18 protein-coding genes and 2 other RNA genes are annotated in these 23026 nt (G+C 65.5%); 5 read left to right on the top strand and 15 right to left on the bottom strand.

Going from position 1 to position 23026, the window contains the following annotated elements; genetic code table 11:
* Positions 1-4: 4 nt before the first annotated feature.
* Positions 5-82: non-coding RNA, sX9 sRNA (locus tag ABQZ00_RS19965), on the bottom strand.
* A 316-nt stretch (positions 83-398) separates the two neighbouring features.
* Between ABQZ00_RS19965 and ABQZ00_RS19970 the strand changes: the two genes are divergently transcribed.
* Positions 399-1418: a TIGR00266 family protein gene (locus ABQZ00_RS19970; protein ID WP_115584264.1), complete on the top strand. Its 1020-nt coding sequence runs from the start codon at positions 399-401 to the stop codon at positions 1416-1418.
* Between the two features lie 99 nt (positions 1419-1517).
* Here ABQZ00_RS19970 and ABQZ00_RS19975 read toward each other — a convergent pair.
* Positions 1518-1594, bottom strand: a non-coding RNA gene (locus tag ABQZ00_RS19975) — sX9 sRNA.
* A gap of 425 nt (positions 1595-2019) precedes the next feature.
* Between ABQZ00_RS19975 and ABQZ00_RS19980 the strand changes: the two genes are divergently transcribed.
* Positions 2020-3057: a patatin-like phospholipase family protein gene (locus tag ABQZ00_RS19980; protein ID WP_055853820.1), complete on the top strand. Its 1038-nt coding sequence runs from the start codon at positions 2020-2022 to the stop codon at positions 3055-3057.
* Between the two features lie 806 nt (positions 3058-3863).
* Here the strand turns inward: ABQZ00_RS19980 and ABQZ00_RS19985 are convergent.
* Together ABQZ00_RS19985 and ABQZ00_RS19990 are read right to left on the bottom strand one after the other, a co-directional pair.
* Positions 3864-6065, bottom strand: a complete 2202-nt coding sequence (locus ABQZ00_RS19985) for a TonB-dependent siderophore receptor (protein ID WP_323538390.1) — start codon at positions 6063-6065, stop codon at positions 3864-3866.
* Positions 6066-6418: 353 nt separating this feature from the next.
* The gene (locus ABQZ00_RS19990) at positions 6419-6901 is read right to left on the bottom strand and encodes an Lrp/AsnC family transcriptional regulator (protein ID WP_064507986.1); all 483 of its coding nucleotides are present in this window, start codon (positions 6899-6901) and stop codon (positions 6419-6421) included.
* Between the two features lie 128 nt (positions 6902-7029).
* On the opposite strand from ABQZ00_RS19990, the gene phhA reads away from it, so the two are divergent.
* Together phhA and ABQZ00_RS20000 are read left to right on the top strand one after the other, a co-directional pair.
* Positions 7030-7920, top strand: a complete 891-nt coding sequence (gene phhA, locus ABQZ00_RS19995) for a phenylalanine 4-monooxygenase (RefSeq protein ID WP_323538389.1) — start codon at positions 7030-7032, stop codon at positions 7918-7920.
* A gap of 301 nt (positions 7921-8221) precedes the next feature.
* Positions 8222-8866, top strand: coding sequence for a DMP19 family protein (locus ABQZ00_RS20000; protein WP_323538388.1), 645 nt, complete (start codon positions 8222-8224; stop codon positions 8864-8866).
* A 210-nt stretch (positions 8867-9076) separates the two neighbouring features.
* Here the strand turns inward: ABQZ00_RS20000 and ABQZ00_RS20005 are convergent, their stop codons facing one another.
* Both ABQZ00_RS20005 and ABQZ00_RS20010 read right to left on the bottom strand, forming a co-directional pair.
* On the bottom strand, positions 9077-10813 hold the full coding sequence (locus ABQZ00_RS20005; RefSeq protein ID WP_323526619.1) for a M61 family metallopeptidase: 1737 nt from the start codon (positions 10811-10813) through the stop codon (positions 9077-9079).
* Between the two features lie 200 nt (positions 10814-11013).
* Complete coding sequence (locus tag ABQZ00_RS20010; RefSeq protein WP_323538387.1) at positions 11014-12138, bottom strand: GDSL-type esterase/lipase family protein; 1125 nt, start codon at positions 12136-12138, stop codon at positions 11014-11016.
* A gap of 28 nt (positions 12139-12166) precedes the next feature.
* Between ABQZ00_RS20010 and ABQZ00_RS20015 the strand changes: the two genes are divergently transcribed.
* Positions 12167-12574, top strand: a complete 408-nt coding sequence (locus ABQZ00_RS20015) for a hypothetical protein (protein ID WP_323538386.1) — start codon at positions 12167-12169, stop codon at positions 12572-12574.
* Positions 12575-12990: 416 nt separating this feature from the next.
* Here the strand turns inward: ABQZ00_RS20015 and ABQZ00_RS20020 are convergent, their stop codons facing one another.
* The 9 genes from ABQZ00_RS20020 to ABQZ00_RS20060 form a co-directional block, all read right to left on the bottom strand.
* The gene (locus ABQZ00_RS20020; protein ID WP_115552550.1) at positions 12991-13647 is read right to left on the bottom strand and encodes an RpiB/LacA/LacB family sugar-phosphate isomerase; all 657 of its coding nucleotides are present in this window, start codon (positions 13645-13647) and stop codon (positions 12991-12993) included.
* Between the two features lie 284 nt (positions 13648-13931).
* Positions 13932-14687: a 2-dehydro-3-deoxy-D-gluconate 5-dehydrogenase KduD gene (gene kduD / locus ABQZ00_RS20025; protein WP_055853846.1), complete on the bottom strand. Its 756-nt coding sequence runs from the start codon at positions 14685-14687 to the stop codon at positions 13932-13934.
* Positions 14688-14868: 181 nt separating this feature from the next.
* Positions 14869-15723: a 5-dehydro-4-deoxy-D-glucuronate isomerase gene (kduI, locus tag ABQZ00_RS20030; RefSeq protein ID WP_323538385.1), complete on the bottom strand. Its 855-nt coding sequence runs from the start codon at positions 15721-15723 to the stop codon at positions 14869-14871.
* A 719-nt stretch (positions 15724-16442) separates the two neighbouring features.
* A complete protein-coding gene (locus ABQZ00_RS20035; RefSeq protein WP_055853853.1) occupies positions 16443-17501 on the bottom strand; it encodes a LacI family DNA-binding transcriptional regulator in 1059 nt (352 codons plus the stop codon).
* A 141-nt stretch (positions 17502-17642) separates the two neighbouring features.
* Positions 17643-19226, bottom strand: a complete 1584-nt coding sequence (locus ABQZ00_RS20040; protein WP_311239900.1) for a family 43 glycosylhydrolase — start codon at positions 19224-19226, stop codon at positions 17643-17645.
* Between the two features lie 99 nt (positions 19227-19325).
* Entirely contained in the window at positions 19326-20609 is a 1284-nt protein-coding gene (locus ABQZ00_RS20045; protein WP_055853858.1) for a TRAP transporter large permease, read from the bottom strand.
* Positions 20609-21130 (bottom strand): TRAP transporter small permease, encoded by a 522-nt coding sequence (locus ABQZ00_RS20050; RefSeq protein WP_161963779.1) that lies wholly within the window; start codon positions 21128-21130, stop codon positions 20609-20611. Before ABQZ00_RS20050 ends, ABQZ00_RS20045 begins: the two co-directional genes overlap by 1 nt.
* Before the next feature lie 10 nt (positions 21131-21140).
* Complete coding sequence (locus ABQZ00_RS20055) at positions 21141-22139, bottom strand: TRAP transporter substrate-binding protein (protein WP_115526688.1); 999 nt, start codon at positions 22137-22139, stop codon at positions 21141-21143.
* A gap of 37 nt (positions 22140-22176) precedes the next feature.
* Positions 22177-22998 carry a 2-keto-4-pentenoate hydratase gene (locus ABQZ00_RS20060; RefSeq protein ID WP_323538384.1) on the bottom strand — a complete coding sequence of 274 codons (822 nt, stop codon included), beginning with the start codon at positions 22996-22998 and terminating at the stop codon, positions 22177-22179.
* Positions 22999-23026 lie beyond the last annotated feature (28 nt).

The following is a 23026-nucleotide window of genomic DNA, read 5'->3' on the forward strand; positions in this document are numbered from 1 at the left end:
GCGCAGCTCACAAGACGTGGCGAGCCGTCGTCAGGATAGGTGCGGACGGCACACTCAGAACCTGAGTGGACGCGTGTACCATGCCGCACCGAGCACCGGCCGCGCCCGCTTGGCGGTGAGTGAGCGCAGTCGTTTTGGGAGCTGCTCTAAGCCGGCGGCGCCAATGCTGCAGTCAACGTGACACCGTTGCCCGATGCAGGCGCTCGCCACGCTGCGGCCTACTTCAGCGCAACCGCCTGACCGCGACCGCCTCGGCCGCGTGCAGGCCTGGCTGGCCCGCGTGCGGCGTCTAGCGTCGCAACCACGCCTACCGCCTTGCACGGCATGACCTTGGACACGGGACGCGGTGCCGGCTGCTGCGGCTAGACTCGCCGCACACACCGACAGGAGTCTTCCCGATGGCCCAGTGGTATTTCCATATTCCCGGACAGGCCGACCGTATCGGCCCGCTCGACGATGCCAGCGCCCGCGCGCATGCCCAGCGCCAACCCGACGCGCTGGCCTGGCGCGATGGACTCGATGGCTGGACGCCAGCCCGTCAGCTGGCCGACCTGCAGGGCGGAGGCAGCGCACCGCCTCCGCTTGGCAACATTGCCAGCGCCGGACGCGCCGATGAAATCGACTACCGCATCGTCGGCAACGACATGCAGTTTGTCGAAGTGGAACTGGACCCGGGCGAGAGCGCCATCGCCGAGGCCGGCGCGCTGATGTACAAGGATTCGGCGGTGCAGATGGACACCGTGTTCGGCGACGGCTCGCATGATGGTCAGGGCGGCAGCAGCGGCGGGCTGATGGGCAAATTGCTCTCGGCCGGCAAACGCGTTGTCACCGGCGAAAGCATGTTCACCACCGTGTTCACCCACGCCGGCAGCGGCAAGGCCAAGGTGGCGTTCGCAGCGCCCTACCCCGGCACGGTGCTGGCGCTGCGGCTGTCCGAGCACGGCGGGCGCCTGATCTGCCAGAAAGACAGCTTCCTGGCCGGCGCGCGCGGCGTGTCGTTGGGCATCGCGTTTCAGAAGAAGATCCTCACCGGCCTGTTCGGCGGCGAGGGCTTCATCATGCAAAAACTCGAAGGCGACGGCTGGGTGTTCGTGCACGCCGGCGGCACCGTGGTGGAGCGCGACCTCGGCCCTGGCGAGCGCATCGACGTGGACACCGGCTGCGTGGTCGCCTATCACGCCGGCGTGGACATGGACGTGCGGCGCGTGGCCGGATTGAAGAGCATGTTCTTCGGCGGCGAAGGCGTGTTCCTGGCCACCCTCACCGGCCCCGGCAAGGTCTGGCTGCAATCGCTGCCGTTCTCGCGCATGGCCGGCCGCATGCTGCAGGCCGCCCCGCAAGCCGGCGGCCAGCAACGCGGCGAAGGCTCGGTGCTCGGCGGGCTGGGACGGCTGCTGGATGGCGATAACCGGTTTTGATTGGGTGACGCGGCAGCTGAGTGCGGTGGTCAGGTGCAAGCGCACCTCGGTTCGACTGCGCTTGGTGCGGGCTGGGTGATTCGGCGATCGCTTTCGAGCGGTTACCCAAACGTAGCGAGTCGTCGTCATGTGGGTGCGGACGGCGCGCTCAGAACTGGAGTGTCCGAGTGCTCCATGCCGCACCGAGCACCGCCCGCGTCCGCCTGGCGGCGAGCACCGTCCTTTGTTTGCTGCCCTTAGGCCAAGGCGGACCAAGGGCGATCTAACTGCGGGGCGAGACCGCACTGCTTGCGCGCGTACGCGGAAACGCCGGCGCTGTCGGCGCGGGTCTGCGCGCGGAATGCGAGTGCGGTGAACGGATGAGCAGGGCGATTGCTGTGCACTGTCACCGCGCAGTGCCGCACCCTCATCCGCCCGCTTCTCCCGGCGGGAGAAGGGACACGCACCGGGCGATTGGTGTCATAACGACGGTCCGAGCGCAGCCGGCGACTGTCCTTGCGGAGCCAACGCGCCTGTTAGCGTGAGCGATGGGGCCTACGCCCGCAGCGGTCGTCTCGGCGCGCGTGTATTCTCCCTCGCCTTTCCCATCGACGTTTTCGCCATGACCGCGCTCCGCCGCTCCCGCTCGCTTGCCCTGTTGTCCATGCTCGGTCTGCTCTCGGCCTGCGGTGGCGAGCCACGCCCGGCAACGCCTGCGCCGGTGGTCCAGGCGCCTTCGGCCGCTGCGGCCAAACCGGTGAAGATCGGCATCGCGCTTGGCGGCGGCGCAGTCAAAGGCTTTGCGCATATCGGCGTGATCAAGATGCTCGAAGCCAACGGGTTTGCGCCGGTGGTGGTGTCCGGCACCAGCGCCGGCAGCGTGGTCGGCGCGCTGTATGCCAGCGGCATGGACGCGTTCGAAATGCAGGAAAAAGCGGTGGCGCTCGACCAGACCAGCATCCGCGATGTGCGGCTGTTCTCCGGCGGCCTGGTGCAGGGCCAGAAGCTGCAGGACTACGTCAACGAGCAACTCGGCGGCAAGCCTATCGAGAAGTTGCGCAAGCCGTTTGCGGTTGTGGCCACGCGCCTGGAAGACGGCGAGCGCACCGTGTTCGTGCGCGGTAACGCCGGCCAGGCGGTGCGTGCGTCCAGCAGCATTCCCGGCGTGTTCGAGCCGGTGACCATCGGCAAATACCATTTCGTCGACGGCGGCGTGGTCAGCCCGGTGCCCGTGGATGCCGCGCGTCAGCTCGGCGCCGAATTCGTGGTGGCGGTGGATATTTCCAGCAAGGCCAGCGGCAAGAACCCGGGCGATCTGCTGGGCACAGTGAACCAGTCGATCTCGATCATGGGGCAGCGTCTGGGCGAAGCCGAGCTAAAGCGTGCAGACGTGGTGGTGCGCCCCAAGGTCAACGATATCGGCTCGGCCGATTTCAATCAGCGCAGTGTCGCCATCCTGGAAGGCGAACGCGCCGCAATGGCCGTGATGCCGCAGATCCGCGCCAAGATCGCGCAGCTGCAGGCCGCGCGTAGCAGTGCCACGCGTAACGCCGCCGACCAGGCTGCAGCGGCAAAACAACAGGCTTACCAGCGCTGCCTGGAACAACGGTCGCGCTGGCAGAAACTCCGCGGCAAGGACGAGGAGTGCGTGGCGCCGTAAAGCGGTTGTGGTACAGCGGGATATCCGCTGCGCTCGATGCGTTGCCGGATTGGAGGTACAGGGTGATCGCGGGGCTTGCTGGTGGCAGGCAGGTGCTGCGGTTTTACCGCTCACTGTAAGCCGCGGTCCGCGAGGTCAAGGAAGAAACCGCGCGTCTGCATATGGCGGGGTGCGTGCGATGGTGAGTTGCATTTGCTCGCTTGGGCGCGGATGAGTGGGCTTTGTGCTGCTGTGTAAAGTTCTTGCGCATCGGCGCTATCGGGACGGCATCGCGGCCAGGTCCGCTCCTACGAAGTGCCGCATCTTGCTTGCTTGATGTAACGCGTTAGGCGCGTTTTTCGCTCGCATGGTCTACGGCGTTATCTGCCTGCCATTTGCACGCTGTTGCGCGCTAGGTGTTGATTCAGGCGAACTAGCTTTTTCGCCTTGCTCGATGCCTGCTGCGTAAGAACTGGCGCTGTGTCGGGACGGCGTCGCGGCCGGGGCCGCTCCTACGAAGTGCCGCATCTTGCTTGCTTGATGTAACGCGTTCGGCGCGTTTTTGCTCGCATGGTTTATGGCGTTATCTGTCTGCCATTTGCACGCTGTTGCGCGCTAGGTGTTGATCCAGGCGGGCGAGCTTCTTTCGCCTTGCTCGATGCCTGCTGCGTAAGCACTGACGCTGTGTCGGGACGGCGTCGCGGCCGGGGCCGCTCCTACGACGCAACGGCAGATATTTTGGATTCCGCTTTAGGACGTTAGTTGCGATGCCGGGCGATCATCGTGGTGCATGCACCGCGCGGTGATCGGCCGGCATCGTCGTTTCCTTAGTAGCGCCAGCGCAGGGACACGCTGACAAAGCGCGGTTCGCCGTAGTTCTGGTAATCCAGGTTGGCCCAGTAGGTCTTGTCGAACGCGTTGCGTACCGCCAGCGTGGCGGTCCACTGGTCGCTGATGCGGTAGTTGGCGTTGAAGTGCACCAACGCATACGGATTCTGCACCACGGTGACCGGGGTGGTGGCGCCGCTGCCATCGCTGGTGGGGCGCGCGATGTTGAAGCCGCGCACCGCGCTTTGCCAACTCACGCCACCACCGATGCTCAGGCGATCCCACGCGCCGGGCAGGCGTACCTGGGTGGACAGCTGCAGATAGTCTTCCGGCAGGTTGGCGTAGATCGCATCGGTGGGTGCGCGCGTGACCTTGACGTGGGTGTAGCCGGCATTGACCGTCCAACCCGGCAGCATCTCGCCGTTGATATCCATCTCCCAACCGCGGCTCTTGGTGCCGTCCACGCCGATAAACGCCGAGGTTCCATCGGGCAACGACGATTCGGGCTGGGTCATGTCGCGCACCGCGTAGTTGTCCTGCTTGGCTTCGAACACGGCGGCCGTGGCCATGGCGCGGCCGTCGAGTAATTGCGCCTTGATGCCGGCCTCCAGATTGGAGCCTTCCACCGGTGCGAGCAGGTTGTTGTCCTTGTCGCGGTAGTTCTGCGGATTGAAAATTTCGGTGTAGCTGGCGTACACCGACACGTCCGGCACGATGTCGTACACCAGGCCCACGTACGGGGTGACTTCATCGCTCACTTTGTAGCGGCCGGTGGTACCGGTGTAGCCGCCGCTGACGTTGAAGGCCTGGGTGCGCGTTTGCCAGGTACTCAGGCGCGCGCCGGCGATCAGCGACAACGGGTCGGCCAGGCGCAGGCGTGTGGAGGCGTACACGCCGCGCTGCGTGGTGCGTGCCTCACGGCGCGCGCCGGTGCGGCTGTAGCTCACCTCGGGTGCATCGCCATCCCAGTTACGGATGTCGGGAATCCGATAGCAGCGCTCAGACCCACCGCTTTCGTTGATGCACGATCCCCAGCCGCTGGGGTACTGCTGCGCGATGCCGTACGTAGTCGATTGCAGATCCTGCCAGCTGCCACCCAGCACCACGTCGTGCCGGCGGCCGAACAACGAGAACCCGCCCGACAGATACACATCCACGCCATCGCGGGCGTCGCTGGTTTCGCCCACGCCGGTGCGCAGGAACACGCCACTGCCATCGGCGGCCGGATAGCCGGTGCCGTACACGCGAATGCTTTGCACATCGCCCTGGGTGTGCGCGTAGTTGACGCGCAGCAACCAGTCCTCGCCGAAGCGTTGTTCCAGATTGGCGAAGGCGGTGCTGGTTTCCCGCTGCCAGCGCGTCCATTCCGGTGCCATGTTGGTCGAGCGCGACAGGTTGGCCAGCGTGCCATCCGCCGCAAAGAACGGCACCGTGCCCCAGGTCGAACCGACCGGGCTGTTGTCCTGACGTTGATAGCCCACGGTGAGTGTGGTGCTGTCGGTCAGATCGCCTTCCAGCACCGCCATGCCGGACATCTTGTTGTCGTGGTAGCGGTCGTAGTAGTAGTCGCGATCCTGCCAGGCCGCGACCACACGGCTGCGGAAGCGGCCATCGTCGGTGAGCGGTGCATTGACGTCGGCCTGGGTGCGGCGGAAGTCCCAGGTGCCGGCGCTTGCGGCAACCGAGGCGTCGAACGTCTTGCCTGGGCGCTTGCGCAACAGGTTCACGGTGGCCGAGGGAATGCCTGCGCCGGTCAGCAGGCCGTTGGCGCCGCGGATCACTTCGATGCGGTCGTAAAACACCGTGTCGTATTCCTGATTGGTCGCACCGCTATAGGTGGGCAAGCCATCGACCTGGAAGTCGGTGATCTGGAAACCGCGCGCAAAATACAGCGGGCGCTGGGTGTCGTAGAACGACACGTTGACGCCGGTGACGTTGCGCATCACGTCATCGATGCTGAAAAGCGACTCGTCCTCCAGGCGCTGCAATCCGATCACGCTTACCGACTGCGGCGTCTCCTGCAGGGTCAGCGGCAGGCGCGTGGTGGTGGCCGGCTGCGCGCGGCTCACCGTGCCGTTGACGGTGACCTGGTCGAGCGTCTTGGCATCGGCCAGGTCGGCTGCGTGCGCAGCGGCGGGCCAGGTCAACGCGCACAGCAGGGCAACAGACAGGGAGGTCAGTGGGTGGGTCAGTGCAGGCATCGGTCTCTCATCGATCGTGGGCGCACGCTAGGGCGTGGCGACAGGAAGCAGGCAGGCGTCGGCGTGCTGCTCGGGCGACGAGCTGGCTGGCCTGGCAAGGCTGGCGGATCGACGAACAGGACATGGCCGGAACCGGCCAGACGTTATGTAAATGTAAATCGTTATCGTTTGTGGAGCAAGTGCGGTCTGCCCTGGATTGTCTGATCCTGCCGGCGCGATCTGCGCGACGGGCCCCGCTGCGGGACGTCGCAGGTCAGCCAGATTCGTTGATCGCAACAGGTTGTCCGCGCGATCGGGTGCGCCCTATTCCGCCGGCACAACGCGTTTCGCATCCAGGCCAGGCGACTGACGCCTCAGGCCAGATGCGACAGCGGCAGGCCTTCGGGCGCCTTGACCGTGCGCAGGACGAAACTGGAATTGACGTCGGACACGCCGGTGGCGTTGAGCAAGCGATCCAGCAGAAACCGCGAAAAATGCTCCAGATCGCGCACCTGCACCTGCAACAGATAATCCATGTCGCCGGTCAGCGCCCAGCACGCCACCACTTCGTCCCAACCGCGCACGCCGTCGGCGAACAGCTCGATATCGGCCTGACCGTGCTGCTCCAGCTGCACCCGTACGAAAGCCTGCAACCCCAGCCCCAACGCGCGCGCATCCAGGCGCGCACCGTAGCCGGCGATGATGCCGGCGGCCTCCAGCCGTTGCGTGCGCCGCAGGCAGGCCGACGCGGACAGATTCACCTGCACGGCGAGCTCGGCGTTGCTGCTACGCCCCTGCGTCTGCAGCAAGGCGAGCAACCGCAGATCGGTGCGGTCCAAGGCGATTGGTTGGTCCATATGTTGCGTAGCAGCAGATCGAGACGCATGAATCTTGCGCGTAAGTGCCAGCGCTGCGCAAGATTCGCAATCCTGTTGCGCAGCGATCCGGCTAAGGTGAACTCCTGTCGCTATGGAAGTCCTGTCGCATGAACACTGCCCCGCGCCGCGTCGAAAACCAGCTCACCGACAAGGGTTATGTGCCGGTCTACACCACGGCCGTGGTCGATCAGCCGTGGGACGGCTATAGCAGCGACGACCATGCCACCTGGGGCACGCTGTATCGCCGCCAGCGTGCGTTGCTGGTGGGCCGCGCCTGCGATGAGTTCCTGCAGGCGCAGGACGCCATGGGCATGGACGATGGCCAGATCCCGCGCTTCGACGCGCTCAACGCGGTGCTGCAGGCGGCCACCGGCTGGACGTTGGTCGGCGTGGAAGGCCTGCTGCCGGAACTGGATTTTTTCGATCACCTGGCCAACAAGCGTTTTCCGGTGACCTGGTGGATCCGCCGCCCCGATCAGATCGATTACATCGCCGAGCCGGACCTGTTTCATGACTTGTTCGGGCATGTGCCGCTGCTGATGAATCCGTTGTTTGCCGACTTCATGCAGGCCTATGGCCGTGGCGGGGTCAAGGCGCACGGCATCGGCCCGGACGCACTGCAGAACCTCACCCGGCTGTATTGGTATACGGTGGAATTCGGCCTGATCAACACACCGCAAGGCTTGCGCATCTACGGCGCCGGCATCGTGTCGTCGAAAGGCGAATCGCTGTATTCGCTGGACTCGCCCGCGCCAAACCGCATCGGCTTCGATCTGCAGCGCATCATGCGCACGCGCTACCGCATCGACAGTTTTCAGAAGACCTATTTCGTCATCGATAGCTTTGCGCAGTTGATGGACGCGACCAGCCCGGACTTCACGCCGATCTACGCGGCACTGGCGCAACAGGCGCAGGTGCCGGCCGGCGATGTGCTGAGCGGCGATCAGGTGATTCAGCGCGGCAGTGGCGAAGGCTGGAGCCGCGACGGCGACGTGTAAAGCAGCCACGTTGCGCTGCGCTGCCCGCAGCGGTCCAACGCGGTTAACGCCGCGAAGGACTGCGCGTCCGTGTCACCTGCGCTACGTGTCTGACACCGTGAGGTACGAGGCTGAAAGCCGCGCACCGTGGTGCGTCGCTGCATTGCGCTGCCCTGTCGCGCCTTGGCCAGATGGCGGCGTCACCCTGGCAAGGTGATGCGACGCATGTGCAGTTCGCGCTGCGGGACAACGCAGTGCGCAGCGACTCGACACCATCGCCAGCGCGGACTATGGTCGAGACTCCCCACATCGCATTCGCTCAATGGACCTGACGCATCTGCGCATCCGGCGCTTGGAGCTGGACGACACCCGCCTGCTGTTCACCCTGGCCAACGGCATCCGCATCGACGAGCCCATCCAGGCGCATCGGTTGTTGCTCAAGGCCACGCCACCACAGCGCGCGCACTGGCAGATCACCGAGGACGGCCATGGCGTGAATTGGCCTGCGGTGGCGCCGCCCACAGCGGAGGGGCTGATCAACATGCCCGAACTGCTGTGGCGCCGTCGCGCCGCACGCGCACAAGCAAAACTGGCAACGTTGCGCGGACGTTTGGACGCGCTATCGCCGGGCGAACGCGAGCTGGTCGCGCTTGCACGGCTGGATGCGGACATGACCGAAAGCGGCTACGCCCGCTACTTCGACCGCTGGGATGCGGCCACCCGCAGCGACGCAGTGCGCGGTCTGGCAGCCATGGGCGCAGCGCAAACCCGGCAGGCCATCGAAGGCCTGGGCGCAGTGTTCGAACGGTTGGAAGAAGACCCCGACCTGCTCAGCATCGAAGACATCCTGGACGCCATGAACGATGCCGACCGCCAACGCGTGCAGGGCTGGGAAGAGGTCTATTACCGCCGCTCCGGCGACCTGGCGCGGCTGGGCCTGGTGCATTACGGGGTGGATAAGGCCTGAGCCTTGATCCATGCGCCGCGCGCCGTGTGCGACGAGCATGCAGGGTGACGCAGACGGACACGCCGCGATCGCTGCGTGCGAGGGCAATCCCCGTCGCGCATGCGGGCACCTCAGCGACGCAGTGATCCGGCAGCGGCACGTGCGCAACGGCGCACCGGATGGCTGGGTGCCTATCCGCAGACAGGCACGCCTGCGCGCATCAGCGCCCGCTCACAGCCGGCATTGCGCATCGTCCACCCCAGGCACGCGCTCCCATTGCCAGGCGTCTACCTGCTCGCCGCGTGGCAGATAGTCCACATCGAACTCCTTGCCGTCGCGACGCAAGCGCAACTGCAGATGCTCGGTCTGATTGCCCTGGATGCCGTCCTGCGGCACCGGACGCACGATCTCATCGCCATTGCGCACTCCTGCCTGCGCGGCCGCCGACGCTGCCATCAGCCCGCGCACGATACGCTTGGGTTCGGCCAGCACCGCCGGCTCGAATCCCAACACATACCGCCGCAGTGGCTTGCTGGTCCTGCGAAAGCACGGCCCGAACGCGTCCGACGCCGGCAACGGCGGCGTGCCGGCCAGGAAGGCATGAAAGTCCTGCACCGCCGCCTCGCCCAGCTCCGCCTTCAGCAAGGCCTCCCAATCGGCCTGCGTTGCCTCGCGCTGCTGCCCGATCGCCAGCAGCTCACGCAGCAGGTCATCCAGCGAACGCTGGCCCTGCGATCGCTTGCGTAGCGCATCGTTCACCGTGGCCAGATACAACATGCCGCGGTCGTAGGCGAGCATGCGGATGCGGGTGTCCTTCCAGAATCCCTCATCGATGCGTGCGTTGGGCAGATTTCCCAGCGCATTGGTGTAGTAACGCGCTGCGGTCGTGTTGAGCGAATCCAGAAACTGCTGCGGGGTGAGCAAACCGAATCGCAGCGGCAGCAGCGCCTGGTAGAACACCGCCGAGCCTTCGGTGAACCAGGTCGTGGACTCGGGCCCGTGCTCGGAAAGGCGCGGCTGATAGGTATGGAACATTTCGTGCGACAAGGTGATCTTGATCAGGTCCACATCGGCACCGTCCCCTGCGCCATAGGTGGTGACGAAGGACTGGTTCAATGCGGTCCCGCCGCCCGCGTTGACCGGGTTGTAGCGCAGGAAGATCGTGTAGGGCCTGGACTCGGGCTGCGGAAACGCCAGCTCGAACTGCTCGTGCAGCTTGCCCACCCACGCGGATAACGCATTCGCATCGAAGGGCGGTTGCCCCTGCCAGGCGACCGAAAACCCGTCCGCACGCGGCACGCTCGGCCAGCGTCCGACCTGCCCGGCCATGAAGAACACGAAAGGCAAACTGTCGTTGTCGATCTGCGCGACCTGCACCGTCCCTTCGCCGAACGAGCTCACCCCCTTGGCGCCATCGGGCAGCTGCGACAGATCCCAGCGAATGGTCAACGCGTACGTTTGTGTCTGCGGCGGCAGCACCAGAAACATGCTCGACACTGCAGAAAACGCATGCGCATCGTTACGGAACGAAATGGGCGGCGCCGGGCCGCGTGGCGGCCGGGTCGCATTGGCCGGGACACGGTAGTGCAGGCTGAGCGGGCCGCCGAGCGCGCGTGGCGCAGTCCAGACGCGCAACGGGCCTTGATCGCCGCGCTCCTGCGCGGTGGCCGCGCGCCCGGCGAGCTGCACCGTCCCTTGCGCATCGGTGGCTTCGATCGAGACGATGTGCTCGGCAGCGCTATCCACGTTTCCCTCTTGCATCGGCAGCTGCGCCACGATGCCGCCGCGAGCCACGGTCAGCGTGGCCAGGCGCAGACGCACCTCTAGCGTGTCCACCTCGCCCTTGGTTGCATGCGGTGCAAGCTCCAGGTCCAGCGCAATCGGAGCAGGGACGGCCGATGCCGGGCTGGCCAGTGCGCCAGGTGCCAGCGCGATGAGCACACACAGAAGCAACCAGGGAGTTTTCATGCGCGCCGAGCAGTGTGGGATCGCCGATCATGCCGCCGGTCAAGGCCGCTTGCCAGCATGCCGAAGGTCATGCGGCGCAATGCACGGCGATGGCTGCAGGCCTGGATCGAATGCCACCGGGGTTGCAGCGCTGGGTCGGCGGGCATCGCTTGGGTGGCGCGTCTGCGGCGCCCATACCTGCGCTGCATCGCGCCGACGGTTCACCCTGCCGGCGCTGGCAGGTAGGCCAATAACAGCACCAATGGTGCATCACCGGTCTGCTGCAATGCATGGGTGCTGCCCGGGCGCGTCAGCAGTGCATCGCCTGCCGCGACGTCGTACTGCTTGCCATCCAGCGCATACAGGCCACGCCCGCTGACGATGTAGTAGATCTCGTCCTTGTCGTGCAGGTGCAGGCCGATGCCGGCACCTTTGTGCAGCACGCGTTTGCGCAGCACGAACTTCAACTCCGGTGCGTCTGCGAAAAAGGGATACGCCGTGGTGGGGCCGGCGCCGCCGTGCGGGCCGGGTTGTTCGCGGGCGAGATCGCGCTCGTGCACAACCAGCGACGGATGCGCCTGTGTGGCGCGTTGCGCGGCGGTATCGGGGGCTGCGCCGCAATCGGCGTCGCGACGCAGCTGGGGTTTTAACTCAGGCTGTAGCTGCACCCAGCCGTGCACGACCAGGCAGGCCACCGCGGTGGCGCCAGCGTGGCTGAAATGGGTGCCATCTGCCTTGTTCTGCTCGGGGACGAACAGGAAATACGGCTTGGCCGCTTGTTCGCCAAGTGCGCGAATCCAGTCGCTGGAACTGGCGTTGAGATCGATCAGGCCGACGCGTTCGTCGGCAGCCAGTTGCTGCATGGCCAGGGTGTAGCGGCCATGCGTATCGAGCAATGCGCCGAAGTCGTAGAGCAGGCGTGCGGCCGGGGTGATCAGGATCGGCGTGGCGCCCTTCTCGCGCGCGGTGGCGATGTATTGGCGCAGGAACCGCACGTAGTCGCCTTGCGGGTCGGTATAGCGTGTGGGGTCTTCGCGTTTGGCATCGTTGTGCCCGAACTGGATCAGCAGGATGTCGCCCCGTTGCAACTCCTTGGCGATGGCGTCCAGGCGCCCTTCGGCGATGAAACTGCGGGTGCTGCGGCCGCCTTTGGCGTGGTTGTGCACCTGCCACTGGGCGGGGTCGAACCATGCTTGCAGCATCTGGCCCCAGCCGGCTTGCGGTGCGCGATCGGCGCCGTACTCGGCCGCAGTGGAATCGCCGGCGATAAAGATGCGATGGGGCGCAGCGTGGGCGTGGGCGATGCCGGTGCAGAGCAGCAGCATGGCGATGAGCAGTCGACGCATGAGGGGCTCCTGGTGAGTGCGGTGTTTGGTGCTGTTGCTGTTGCTGTTGCTGTTGCTGCTGTTGCTGTTGCTGTTGCTGCTGTTGCTGCTGCTGTTGCTGCTGCTGCTGCTGTTGCTGCTGCTGCTGTTGCTGCTGTTGCTGCTGTTGCTGCTGTTGTTGCTGTTGCTGTTGCTGTTGCTGCTGTTGCTGCTGTTGCTGCTGTTGCTGTTGCTGTTGCTGTTGCTGTTGTTGTTGTTGTTGCTGGTGTTGCTGCTGTTGTTGCTTTTGGATCTGGTCTTGCTGCTATCTGCAGTGCGGTACCGACGTATGGCTGCACGCTTGATGCGTGATTCCGAAGCGACTTGCATCCGCACTTCGCGCGTTGGCTGGATCCAGAACGGGCGACGTGATGCTTCGGTGGGTCATCGTCAACATCGGCACTTGCTGGTCATTTAGCGAGTTCGATGCCCGCGCTTGACTACCGGTTGGCTGCCTTCCGCCCTAACCGCGCCCCGAACCGCGCTTGCGGCACGTGCACCCATGGCGCGTAAGCCGTGCCTTCTCGCCTCGGTGGGAGAGGGGCTCGATGCACGGGCGCTTTCGGTTAAATGCGCCAGTGCTTCTGGACGAATGCACATGTGTTTTTGCTCGCGTCCACGCACGCTCTCTGTTCGCAGCGGATGCACTCACGCTTTTGGGCGCCGGCATCGGAGTCAGTCACAGCAGGGCGTGCAGTGACTGTCACCCACTGCTTGTATCAGCAGTGGGTGACGCCGTGCGATGCCTGACGCGTCAGCGACGTCTCAAGCACTCACCTTGCGGCGCATGCCTGCTCCCGGTGCAGGAACACAGGCATGCGCATGCGGCTGCACTCAGGCAGCAGCGGCTTCGCTCTTGCCCAGCAGGCCGGCGACGAAGTTGCGGATCTCCGCATCCTGCGCATTGTCGAAGAAGCACTGCTGGAAGCGCTCGCCGCCGATGGCCTGCTTGATCAGTTCCGGGTCGATGGCGCGCAGGCCGTCGAGGTAGGACTTGGCAGTGGCCTGCTTGACCTGGGTCAGGATGCCGGCATTGGCGGCCTGCGATTCGCGACGCTCGGCCGGGTAGCCCAGACCGCGCTCGCCGCTGAAGGCCTTTTCGAAGATGTAGCGCACGTTGATTTCTGCGCCCCAGCCGTAGCCCTTGGCGAATGCCAGCGACAGCGCGTTGCCGTTGTTGACCTGCGCAAACAGGTAGGCGTCGGTCGGCTCGATGCAGTAGCCGCAGAACACGCCCGGGTGAGCGTTGAGCGACATCAGCGCGCCCTGGCCGGTGCCGCAGCCGGCGACGACGAAGTCGACCGCCTTCGAGTTCAACAGCAGGCTGGCGACGATGCCCAGATGGATGTAGGTCAGGCGGTGATCGTTGTCGCCGTCCATGCCGACGTTGAACACGTTGTGGCCTTGTTCGCCGGCGACGTCGTTGAGCTGCTGCAGGATCACCGGGTTCTTGGCGGCCTGACTAAACTCATTCATGAGTGCAATTTTCATGGAAATGCTCCGATTGGTTGGGGAAGAGTGGTTCGGAAAAGGATGGAGGCTAGGGACTGCCGCGAGGTGCTTTCGATTGCGGTCCCATCCGGGGCTTTCGGCGCGAAACGAACAAGCAGTGACCAAGACTCCGCGCACCCCTTGATGACGGTCCCGGACGAGTTGCTGCCCTCATCCGCCCTGCGGGCACCTTCTCCCGCTCGCGGGAGAAGGACGTGGTATCGCGGGACACCAGGGGCGGCTGCGCGCGTCTGACAGTGCGCGCCATCGCCATGCGATCTGGATCAGCGCGCCAGCCAGCCGCCATCGACCGGGATGATGGCGCCGTTGACGTAGTCCGAGGCGCTGCTGGCCAGGAACACCGCGGTGCCGCCGAGATCGGCCGGCACGCCCCAGCGCGCGGCCGGGATGCGATCCAGGATCGACTTGTTGCGGTCTTCATCGGCACGTAGCTGCGCGGTGTTATCGGTGGCCATGTAGCCCGGCGCGATGGCGTTGGTGGTCACGCCCTTGCTGGCCCATTCGTTGGCGAGCAGGCGGGTGATGCCGGCGATGCCCGACTTGCTGGCGGTGTACGAGGGCACGCGGATACCGCCCTGGAACGACAGCATCGAGGCGATGTTGATGATCTTGCCGCGGCCCTGGGCGATGAAATGACGGCCGGCCGCCTGCGCCATGAAGAACGCCGACTTCAGGTTGACGTTGAGCACGTCGTCCCAATCCTGCTCGCTGAAATCGACCGCGTCGGTGCGACGGATCAGGCCGGCGTTGTTGACCAGGATGTCCAACCCGCCCAGGCCGGCGATAGTGGCGTCGACGATGCGCTGCACCGGCTCGATGCTGATCAGGTTGGCTTCGATGGCGATAAAACGGCGGCCCAGCGCCTTGACCTTTTCTTCGGTCTCGGTGGGCGCCTGGATGCCGGCGGCGGCGATGTCCGCGCCCGCTTCGGCCAATGCCAGCGCGATGCCCTGGCCCAAGCCGGTGTTGGCACCGGTGACCAATGCGACCTTGCCTTCGAGACTGAACGGATTGCTCATTACCTTATCGCTCCTGCTGGATGTGCCACGTTGTGATGAGTGAGCCGCGCAGTGCGCGGCAGAGTGCGTTTGTGCTGTTTGAACTGGTGCTTCGCCAACGCCGCGTCGGGGCGCGCTGACGTTGCCAGCGCTTGCCTGGAAAAACGGCGTCACTGGAGCGAACAATGGATCGAAACCGGGCTTACTTGAGCTGGCAGATATCCAGCACGTGCATGTCGGTGTAATCCAGGTTTTCGCCGCCCATCGCCCAGATGAAGGCGTAGTTGCTGGTGCCGGCGCCCATGTGGATGGACCACGGCGGCGACACCACCGCTTCGTTGTTCTGGATCACGATGTGGCGCTGCGCTTCGGGCTCGCCCATGAAGTGATACACGCGGTCGTTGGCACCGAGGTCGAAATAGAAATACACCTCGCTGCGACGGTCGTGCAGATGCGGCGGCATGGTGTTCCAGACGCTGCCCGGCTTGAGCACGGTCAGGCCCAGCAGCAGCTGCGAGGACTGGCAGGTGGCCGGCACGATGTACTGGTAAATGGTGCGCTCGTTGCTGGTTTCCAGCGCGCCACGGTCCAGCGCCACCGCATCCTTGATCGACAGCTGCTTGGTCTCGAAGCGCGCATGCGCCGGTGTCGAGGCCAGATAGAACTTGGCCGGGTTGGCGGCATCGTCCGAGGCGAAGCTGACATCTGTGCTGCCCATCGCCACGTACAGGCCATCCTTGGGGCCGAGCGTGTAGGCGGTGCCATCCACGGTCACGGTGCCGCTACCGGCGCCGACGTTGATGACGCCAAGTTCGCGGCGCTCCAGGAACGGGTGACCGGCGGCGGAGGCCGGCTCGGTCTGCTTGGGCAATTCCAGCGCGGTGCCCAGCGGTGCAGCGCCACCGAGCACGAAGCGCTCGTAATGGGTGTATTTGAGCGTCACCGCACCATCGACGAACAGGCCGTCGAGCAGATACAGCTCGCGCAGGTCGTCGTTGCTGGCGCCCTTGATGGCACCCGGGTGGGTGGCGTAGTGGGTCTTGCAGTACAGGGACATGCGCGATCTCCGTGGCAAGCGGGGGGAAAAGGGCTTGCTCCGTGGGTAGTCTACCGGCTCTGGTTAACCGGTGTCATTGCGCAGTGCACGATAGTGGGATGGGTGGGTCTAAGGGACTGCCTGCTTCCTTCTCCCACCGGGAGAAGGTGGCGCGCAGCGCCGGATGAGGGTGCGAGGCGACGCGCAGTCTTGGGGGCCGCGGCTTGAGCGGTGAGTGTGCTTACCGTGTTTTCGGCGCGGGCGCTCCAAGACACTCAGGCGGGAGAGGGGCTTTGATCCCTTCTCCCACCGGGAGAAGGTGGCGCGCAGCGCCGGATGAGGGTGCGAGGCGGCGCGCAGTATTGGGGCGAGGCTTGAGGCCTACCGCGTTTTCAGCGCATGCCTACGTTGTTCTCAGGTGCCTATCTGCCGCCGTGCCCTCACCCCAATCCCCGCTCCGCGCCCTGGCCCGCGCTTGCGGCGCGAGCGCTCCAAGGCACGCGCGCCCGTGGCGCGCAAGCCGTGCCTTCTCGCCCCGCAAGCAGGAGAGGGGCGTCGGGAGAGGGCTTCACCGCAGCGATCGGCACACTGCCTTCCCCCGCCTGCGGGGGAAGGTGCCCGAAGGGCGGATGGGGGCCAGCCGTTGGCCGATCAAGGCAGCTGTTCTCACCTTGACCGGCACAACATCCTGCAAGGTGGAGCGGAAGGCCCGCGCCGCGTGGGATCCCAGCACGCGGTGCTCAATCTTCCGGCGGTTGGCAGGAGTCGCGCACGATCAGATGCGGGCGCACGCTGGCGGTGGGTAGTTGCGGGGCATTGTCGGGCTGGATCAGCATGGCCGCGGCGGTGCGGCCGGTATCGCGGGTGTGGCGGCGCACCGAGGTCAGCGGTGGCCACAGGCGCGAGGCCAGCGAGCTGTCGTCGTAGCCGATCACCGAGAGCTGGCGCGGGATGTTGATGCCGGCGCGCAGCGCGACCTTGTAGATACCGGCAGCCATTTCATCGTTACCGGTGAAAATGGCGGTGGGGCGCTTTTTGCCCAGCAGCAGCTTTTCGGCGGCGGCCACGCCCGATTCGAAGGTGTAGCCGGCTTCGACGATACGCTCGGAGGGCAGTTCGATGCCGCGCCGGGTCAGCGCGTCGGCAAATCCCGAGGTGCGTTCGATCGAGGAACGGTAGGCGCTGGGGCCGGTGACCAGGGCGATGTCGCGGTGGCCGAGCGAGAGCAGGTAGTCGGCCGCCTCGGCAGCGCCGTCGCGGTCGTGGGTGATCACCGTTTGCGAGGTGGTATCCAGCGCGACCGAGGCAATGCGGGTGTAGCGGCAGCCGATCTCGGCCAGCATATCGGCCAGCGCCTGATCTTCGGACGCGCGCGGCACCAGGATCACCCCGTGCAGCTTCTGCGCCTGGGCAAAACGACGCACGCCTTCGATGTAGCCGGGGCTACGGCTGTCGCAAGGGTGCACCACCAGCTCGAAACTGGAGCCGCGCAGCGCGTCCAGCGCGCCGTACTGCATGTCCACGATGTATTGCGCGGTGGGATTGTCGTAGACCATGCCGATCAGGAACGAGCGCCGGAACGCCAGCCCGCGCGCGAGCGGGTCGGGCGAGTAGCCAACCTCGCGCATCAACGCCTCGACCTTCTCGCGGGTGTCCTGCCGCACCAGCGGCGAGTTGTTGATGATCCGCGACACGGTCTTCTTGGACACGCCCGACATCCGTGCGATGTCGTTGATCGTGGCTACCTTGCCCTTCGGCAGGCCGGGCATTCCCTCTTCAGGCATCTTGCGGGCGGGCATAGCGGTCAACCAGTGAAGTTGATTGGATTCTACCGGCCAGACGGCCGGCAGACCTGAGCGAAGCCTGCCGCCACCTCGGACCCGCCGCGCAAGGCACGCCGCAGCGGCCATCGCGGCGGCATGCCCGGCGATGCAGAACGGTCAGTCCAGGGCGCGGTAGCGGAAGTTGCGGAACTCCACCTGGCCCGGGCCGGCGGCATACAGCGCCGGCTTCAATGCCAGGAACTTGCCGGCCACGTTGTGGTGGTAGCCGGACACTTCCATCTGCACCGGGTACTTGGTCCACGTCTTGCCGTCGGTGCTGCTGTGGATGGTGACGATGTGGCGGTTGTTGGTGACCCGCAGCCACAAGGTGCCACCGGTAGCACTGGGGGCCAGCGTGCCGGGGCGTTCTTCGCCGTAGCGGTGCATGACGAAGTTTTCGCCATTGCTGCCCACGCCGGCGTAGAGCTTGTCGCTGTAGAACAGCAGCGCCCCGCCCTGCCCGCCCGGTGCCACGGTCATCTGCACTTCGAACTGGTAGGCCTGGTCGGTGGCGATCACCGTCAGCGGCGAGGCGTTGCGCGGAGCGGTGCCCTTGCCCTGCAGACGCAACACGCCATCGCCCACCTGCAGGCGCTTGGCTTCGTCGGCCGCCGGGTTGAAGAACGCCCACTGCGGGCCGAGCGTCTTGGCGCGGAAATCGTCCGACAGCGCCAGGCCGTGGGTCAGCGCCTGGCCGCTGGGTTTCTTCATCGGGGTGCCCAGATCGCCGCCCTTGGCGACGAACCAGCCGTCCGGGGTCCATTCGATCGGGTCCAGCAAGGCCTGCCGGCCCAGCGTCCAGAAGCCGTGTTCGTAGCCGTGGTAGAGCATCCACCAGCGTTTGTCGGTGCCTTCCACCAGGGTCGCGTGACCACGCGACCACCACGGCTCGTCGGCGCTCTTGGTGCGGGTGATCGGGTTGTTGGGCGCGTTCTGCCACGGACCATGGATGGAACGCGAGCGCGCGGTGATCACCATGTGCCCGGTCGGCGGGCCGGCGGTGCCGCCTACGGCGGTGGTCATGTAGTACCAGCCGTTGTGGCGGGTGATCTTGGGGCCTTCCTGCGCGTAGCCTTCCACGTCCCAGCTTTCCGGGTACTTCCAGCCGTCGTAGACGTGCTTGGGCGTGCCGACCACGGTCAGGCCGTCGTCGGACAGCTGCACGTAATCGCCGCCGCTGAGGAACAGATACCGCTTGCCGTCTTCGCCCACCGCATGACCCGGGTCGATGTACTTGCCCAGGCCGATGTCGATCGGCTTGCTCCACGGGCCCTTGATGTCATCGGCCCACACCACGAAGTTGCTGCGCTCGGCCTGGTCGCCACGACGGGCCGGGAAATAGATGTAATAGCGCTTGCCATGCTTGATCAGGTCCGGCGCCCAGATCGCACCGACGTTCTGGGTGATGGCGTGGCCCAGCGGCTGCCAGTTGACCAGATCGCGCGAATGCCAGATCGGCAGGCCGGGATACGCGTCAAACGAGGACAGCGTGAGGTAGTAATCGTCGCCGTCCTTGAGCACCGACGGGTCGGGGTGATCGCCGGCCAGGACCGGGTTGAGAAAGGTGCCATTGCCTTGGTCGGCAATGCGCTGATGTTCGATACCGCGCTTCCAGTCGGCGGCCATGCTCAGGCCGGTGCACAGCACCAGCCCGGCGGCCAGCAGCCAACGCAAGCGCGCGGATGTCATACGGTGACGCATGCTTTCTCCTTGTCCCCGTCGCGCGGGGCGATGCAGGGCCGGCGCCTAGATCGCCGGCTGCTGGATGAAGGCGGGAGACTCCCGCCAGCACCGACGCGCTTACGCGCGCAGTGCCCTCGGCAACCAGAGCGACAGCTCCGGGAAAAACGCCACGATCAACAGCACGCACAGCGCCGCCAGCCAGAACGGCCAGATGGTGCGCATGCTTTGGGCGATTGTGATCTGCCCGATGGAGGTGCCGATAAACAGCACCGACCCGATCGGCGGGGTGATCAGGCCAATACCGCCGGCCAGCACCATCACCAGACCGAAATGGATCGGGTCGATGCCGTAGGCCTTGACCACCGGCAGGAAGATCGGCGTGCAGATCAGGATCTTCGGCGCCAGGTCCATGAACATGCCCAGCAGCAGCAGCATCACCACGATCATCAGCAGCACGGTGTTCTTGCCGTCGGCCACCGACTGCAGCAGTTTCACCGCCGCCGCCGGCACCTGCAGATACGCCAGCAACCAGCCGAACACCGCCGCCGTAGCGATCACGAACAGGATCACGCCAGTGGTCCGCGCGGCATGCGTGACGGCGGCGAAGAACTCGGCCCAGCGCAGCTGGCGATACAGCAATGCAGTGACGATCAACGCGTAGACCACGGCGATCGCGGCGCTTTCCACCGCGGTAAAGATGCCGGCGCGGATTCCGATGAAGATCAACGCCACCAGGCCCAGGCCCGGCAATGCACCGAACAGGCGCAAGGCCACCGCACGCCAGCCGGGGAACGGCTCGGTGCCGTAGCCGCGATGGCGCGCCACCACATAGCCGGTGACCATCATTGCCGCAGTCATCAGCAGCGCGGGGAAGATGCCGGCCGCAAACAGATCGGCAATCGACAGGCCACCACCGGCCGCCGCCGAGAACAGGATCAGGTTGTGCGAGGGTGGCACCAACAGCGCCACCAACGCGGCGGTCATGCTCACGTTCACCGCGTAATCGCGGTCGTAACCGCGTTTGATCATCTGCGGAATCATGGTGCCGCCTACCGCCGACACGTCGGCGATGGCAGAGCCGGACACGCCACCGAAGAACAGCGACGACAGCACGCTGACCTGACCCAGGCCGCCGCGCACACGCCCGACCAACGAGGACGCCAGCGCGATCAAGCGTTCGGAAATCCCGCCGCGCAGCATCAGCTCGCCGGCAAAGATAAACAGCGGAATCGCGATCAACGATGCCGAGCCGCTGCCTGCGGAAATCTGCTGCACCAGCACCACCGTGGGCAGATCCAGATACAGCAACGTGGCTAGTGCGGCCGCACCCAGTGCATAGGCGACCGGCACGCCGATCAGCAGCAGCACCACGAAGGTTCCCAACAACATGGCGATGCCCATCAGCGCACTCCTCCGGTGTGGATCGGGCGCAGCACACGCCACAACTTGTACAAGGCAAACACCACCATCAGCGCACCGCCAATGGACAGCGGCAGGTAGTTGATGCTCTGCGGCATCTGCGCGCCGGCCATCTTGATGTCCAGGCCATCGATCAGCAGCGCCGCACTCCACCACGCCAGCACGGCGCCGATGGCCATGATCATCAACGGGCGAATCAGATCGAACAGTTTGCGCACCAGCGGTGGCACGTGGTCGCCCAGCAGGTAGAAGCCGAAGTGGCGATTGGTGTGCACACCGGCGGCGGCCGCCAGGCTCAGCGCGGTGCTCAGCAGCAACAGCGTCACCGGCTCGGTCCAGCTCGGGGAATTGTTGAGCACATAGCGGGTGAATACCTGCCAGCCCTGCACAACCACCAGGCCAAGCAGCGCCAGCGACGCCACGCCAATGGCAATATCGGAAACGCGGTCCAGCGCGCGCTGCAACGGCGCGGCCGGGACGGCGACGGTCTCGGGTACGGTCATCGGGATACCTCTATGCGAAATCGCGGATGCGGCGGTACAGCGCTTCGATCTCCGGCTGCTTGCGGTATTCGGCCAGCAGTGGGGCGGCGGCGGCGCGGAACGCCGGCATGTCAACCTGGTTGAGCTTCACGCCGTAATCGATCACCTGCTTGCGTGCGACCACCTCCGACGCATCCCAGAGGTTGCGCATCACCGGCACCGACGCGCGCGCCAGTTCCACCACCAGGCCGCGATCGGCCGGGCTGAGCGATTCGAAGCTCTTGCGCGACATCACCAGGATGTCCGGCGCATAGGAATGCTCGCTCTGCGACCAGTAGTGCGCCGCTTCGAAATGACGGCTGGACTGGAAGCTGCGCATGTTGTTTTCCGCACCGTCGATCATGTGCGTTTCCATCGCCGAAAACGTCTCGCCCAACGACATCGGCGTGGGGTTGGCGCCCAGCATGCGCATCAGCTTGAGAAAGATGTCCGACGAGGCCACACGCAATTTCAGGCCCTTGAGATCTTCCGGGCGATGCAGCGGATGCTTGGTGTTGTAGAAGCAGCGCGCGCCCGAATCGTAGATCGCAAGACCCACCAGATCGCGCTGTTCGAAGCTGCGCAGAACGCTGTCGCCGACATGGCCGTCGATGGCGCGGCGCAGATGCGGCACCGAGTCGAACACGTACGGCAGGCACAGCGCCTGGGTCAGCGGAAAGGCGTTGTTCAACGCACCCGAATACACGCGGGTGATGTCGATGGCGCCGAAGCGCGCCATGTCGATCGCCTCCGACTCGCGGCCCAGCTGGCCGGAGTGGTACTGGCGCAGCTTGAGCCGGCCGTTGGTGCGCGCTTCGAGCTGTTTGCCGAACCACCGCACCGCCTCCACGGTGGGGTAATCGCCGACGTGGACGTCGGTGGCGGTGAGCAACTGCCCACCGGGAATCGGTGTGGTGGCGCCAGCGCCCAGCCAAGGAGCGGCTGCGGCGGCGCCAAATCCGGCACCGAGGAAATGTCTGCGTGTGATCATTGGCGCCCTCCCAAGCGTCTGGTCACGGGGTCCACCGTTATTTGGCGGACACAGCCGTACAGGAAATGTCGCCGATGCCGGCGAAGCGAATCAGGGCACGCTGTCCCACTTCGATGTCATGGATACCGGTGGCATTGCCCGTGGCAATGAGATCACCGCGCTTGAGCGGGCGTCCGCGCTGAGCCGAACGGCTGAGCGCAAATGCGTAGGCCGCGCGCAATCCGCCGGGCAGCGTGGTGGCGCCGCCTGTGCCGACGACCTGGTCGTCGATCAGGGTTTCGGCGCTCAGCGTGGCTTCGTCGCGGGCCAGCCAATCGGTCACTTCCGGGCCCAGAATCAGGCCGTTGTTGTTGCCGAAATCGGAAATCACCACACGCGGGCCCAGTTTGTTGATGGTCGCCAGCGGGCTGCTGGCAATCTCCACGCCGATGAACAGCGTGGCTGGCAATTGTGCAGCCTGCTCCGGGGTGAAGTGGCTCTGCTCGGCCGGCGCGTCGGCGTCCAGACGCAGCACGTACTCGGCCTCGACCGCACCGAAGCCGCCTTCGTAGATCGGAAACTCGGTTGTTCCACCGGTAGCATTCCAGAGCTTCTTCGAGAAGATCGGGCCGAGCAGACGCTCATCGCCGGAGGCATCGCGGCGTTCGGCGGCGATATAGCCCACTTTCCAGCCGACCACATGGTCGTGCCACTGGCTGATGGCGATGTCCTGCACGTGGTAGGCGGTAACCAGATCGTCGGGGATTTGCCCCGGAAAGTCGGGAAGCGAGGCCCCTGCACGGCGTGCCTCCACAAAGCGCTGGGCGATGTCGGACAGCGTGGATGTGGACGTTGGCGGGGTGGCGGCGTCGTTGCTCAAGGGTGACTCCCTGATAGGTGTTTTGTTG

This window comes from Xanthomonas sp. WHRI 10204 (genome assembly GCF_040202875.1).
GTDB lineage: Bacteria > Pseudomonadota > Gammaproteobacteria > Xanthomonadales > Xanthomonadaceae > Xanthomonas.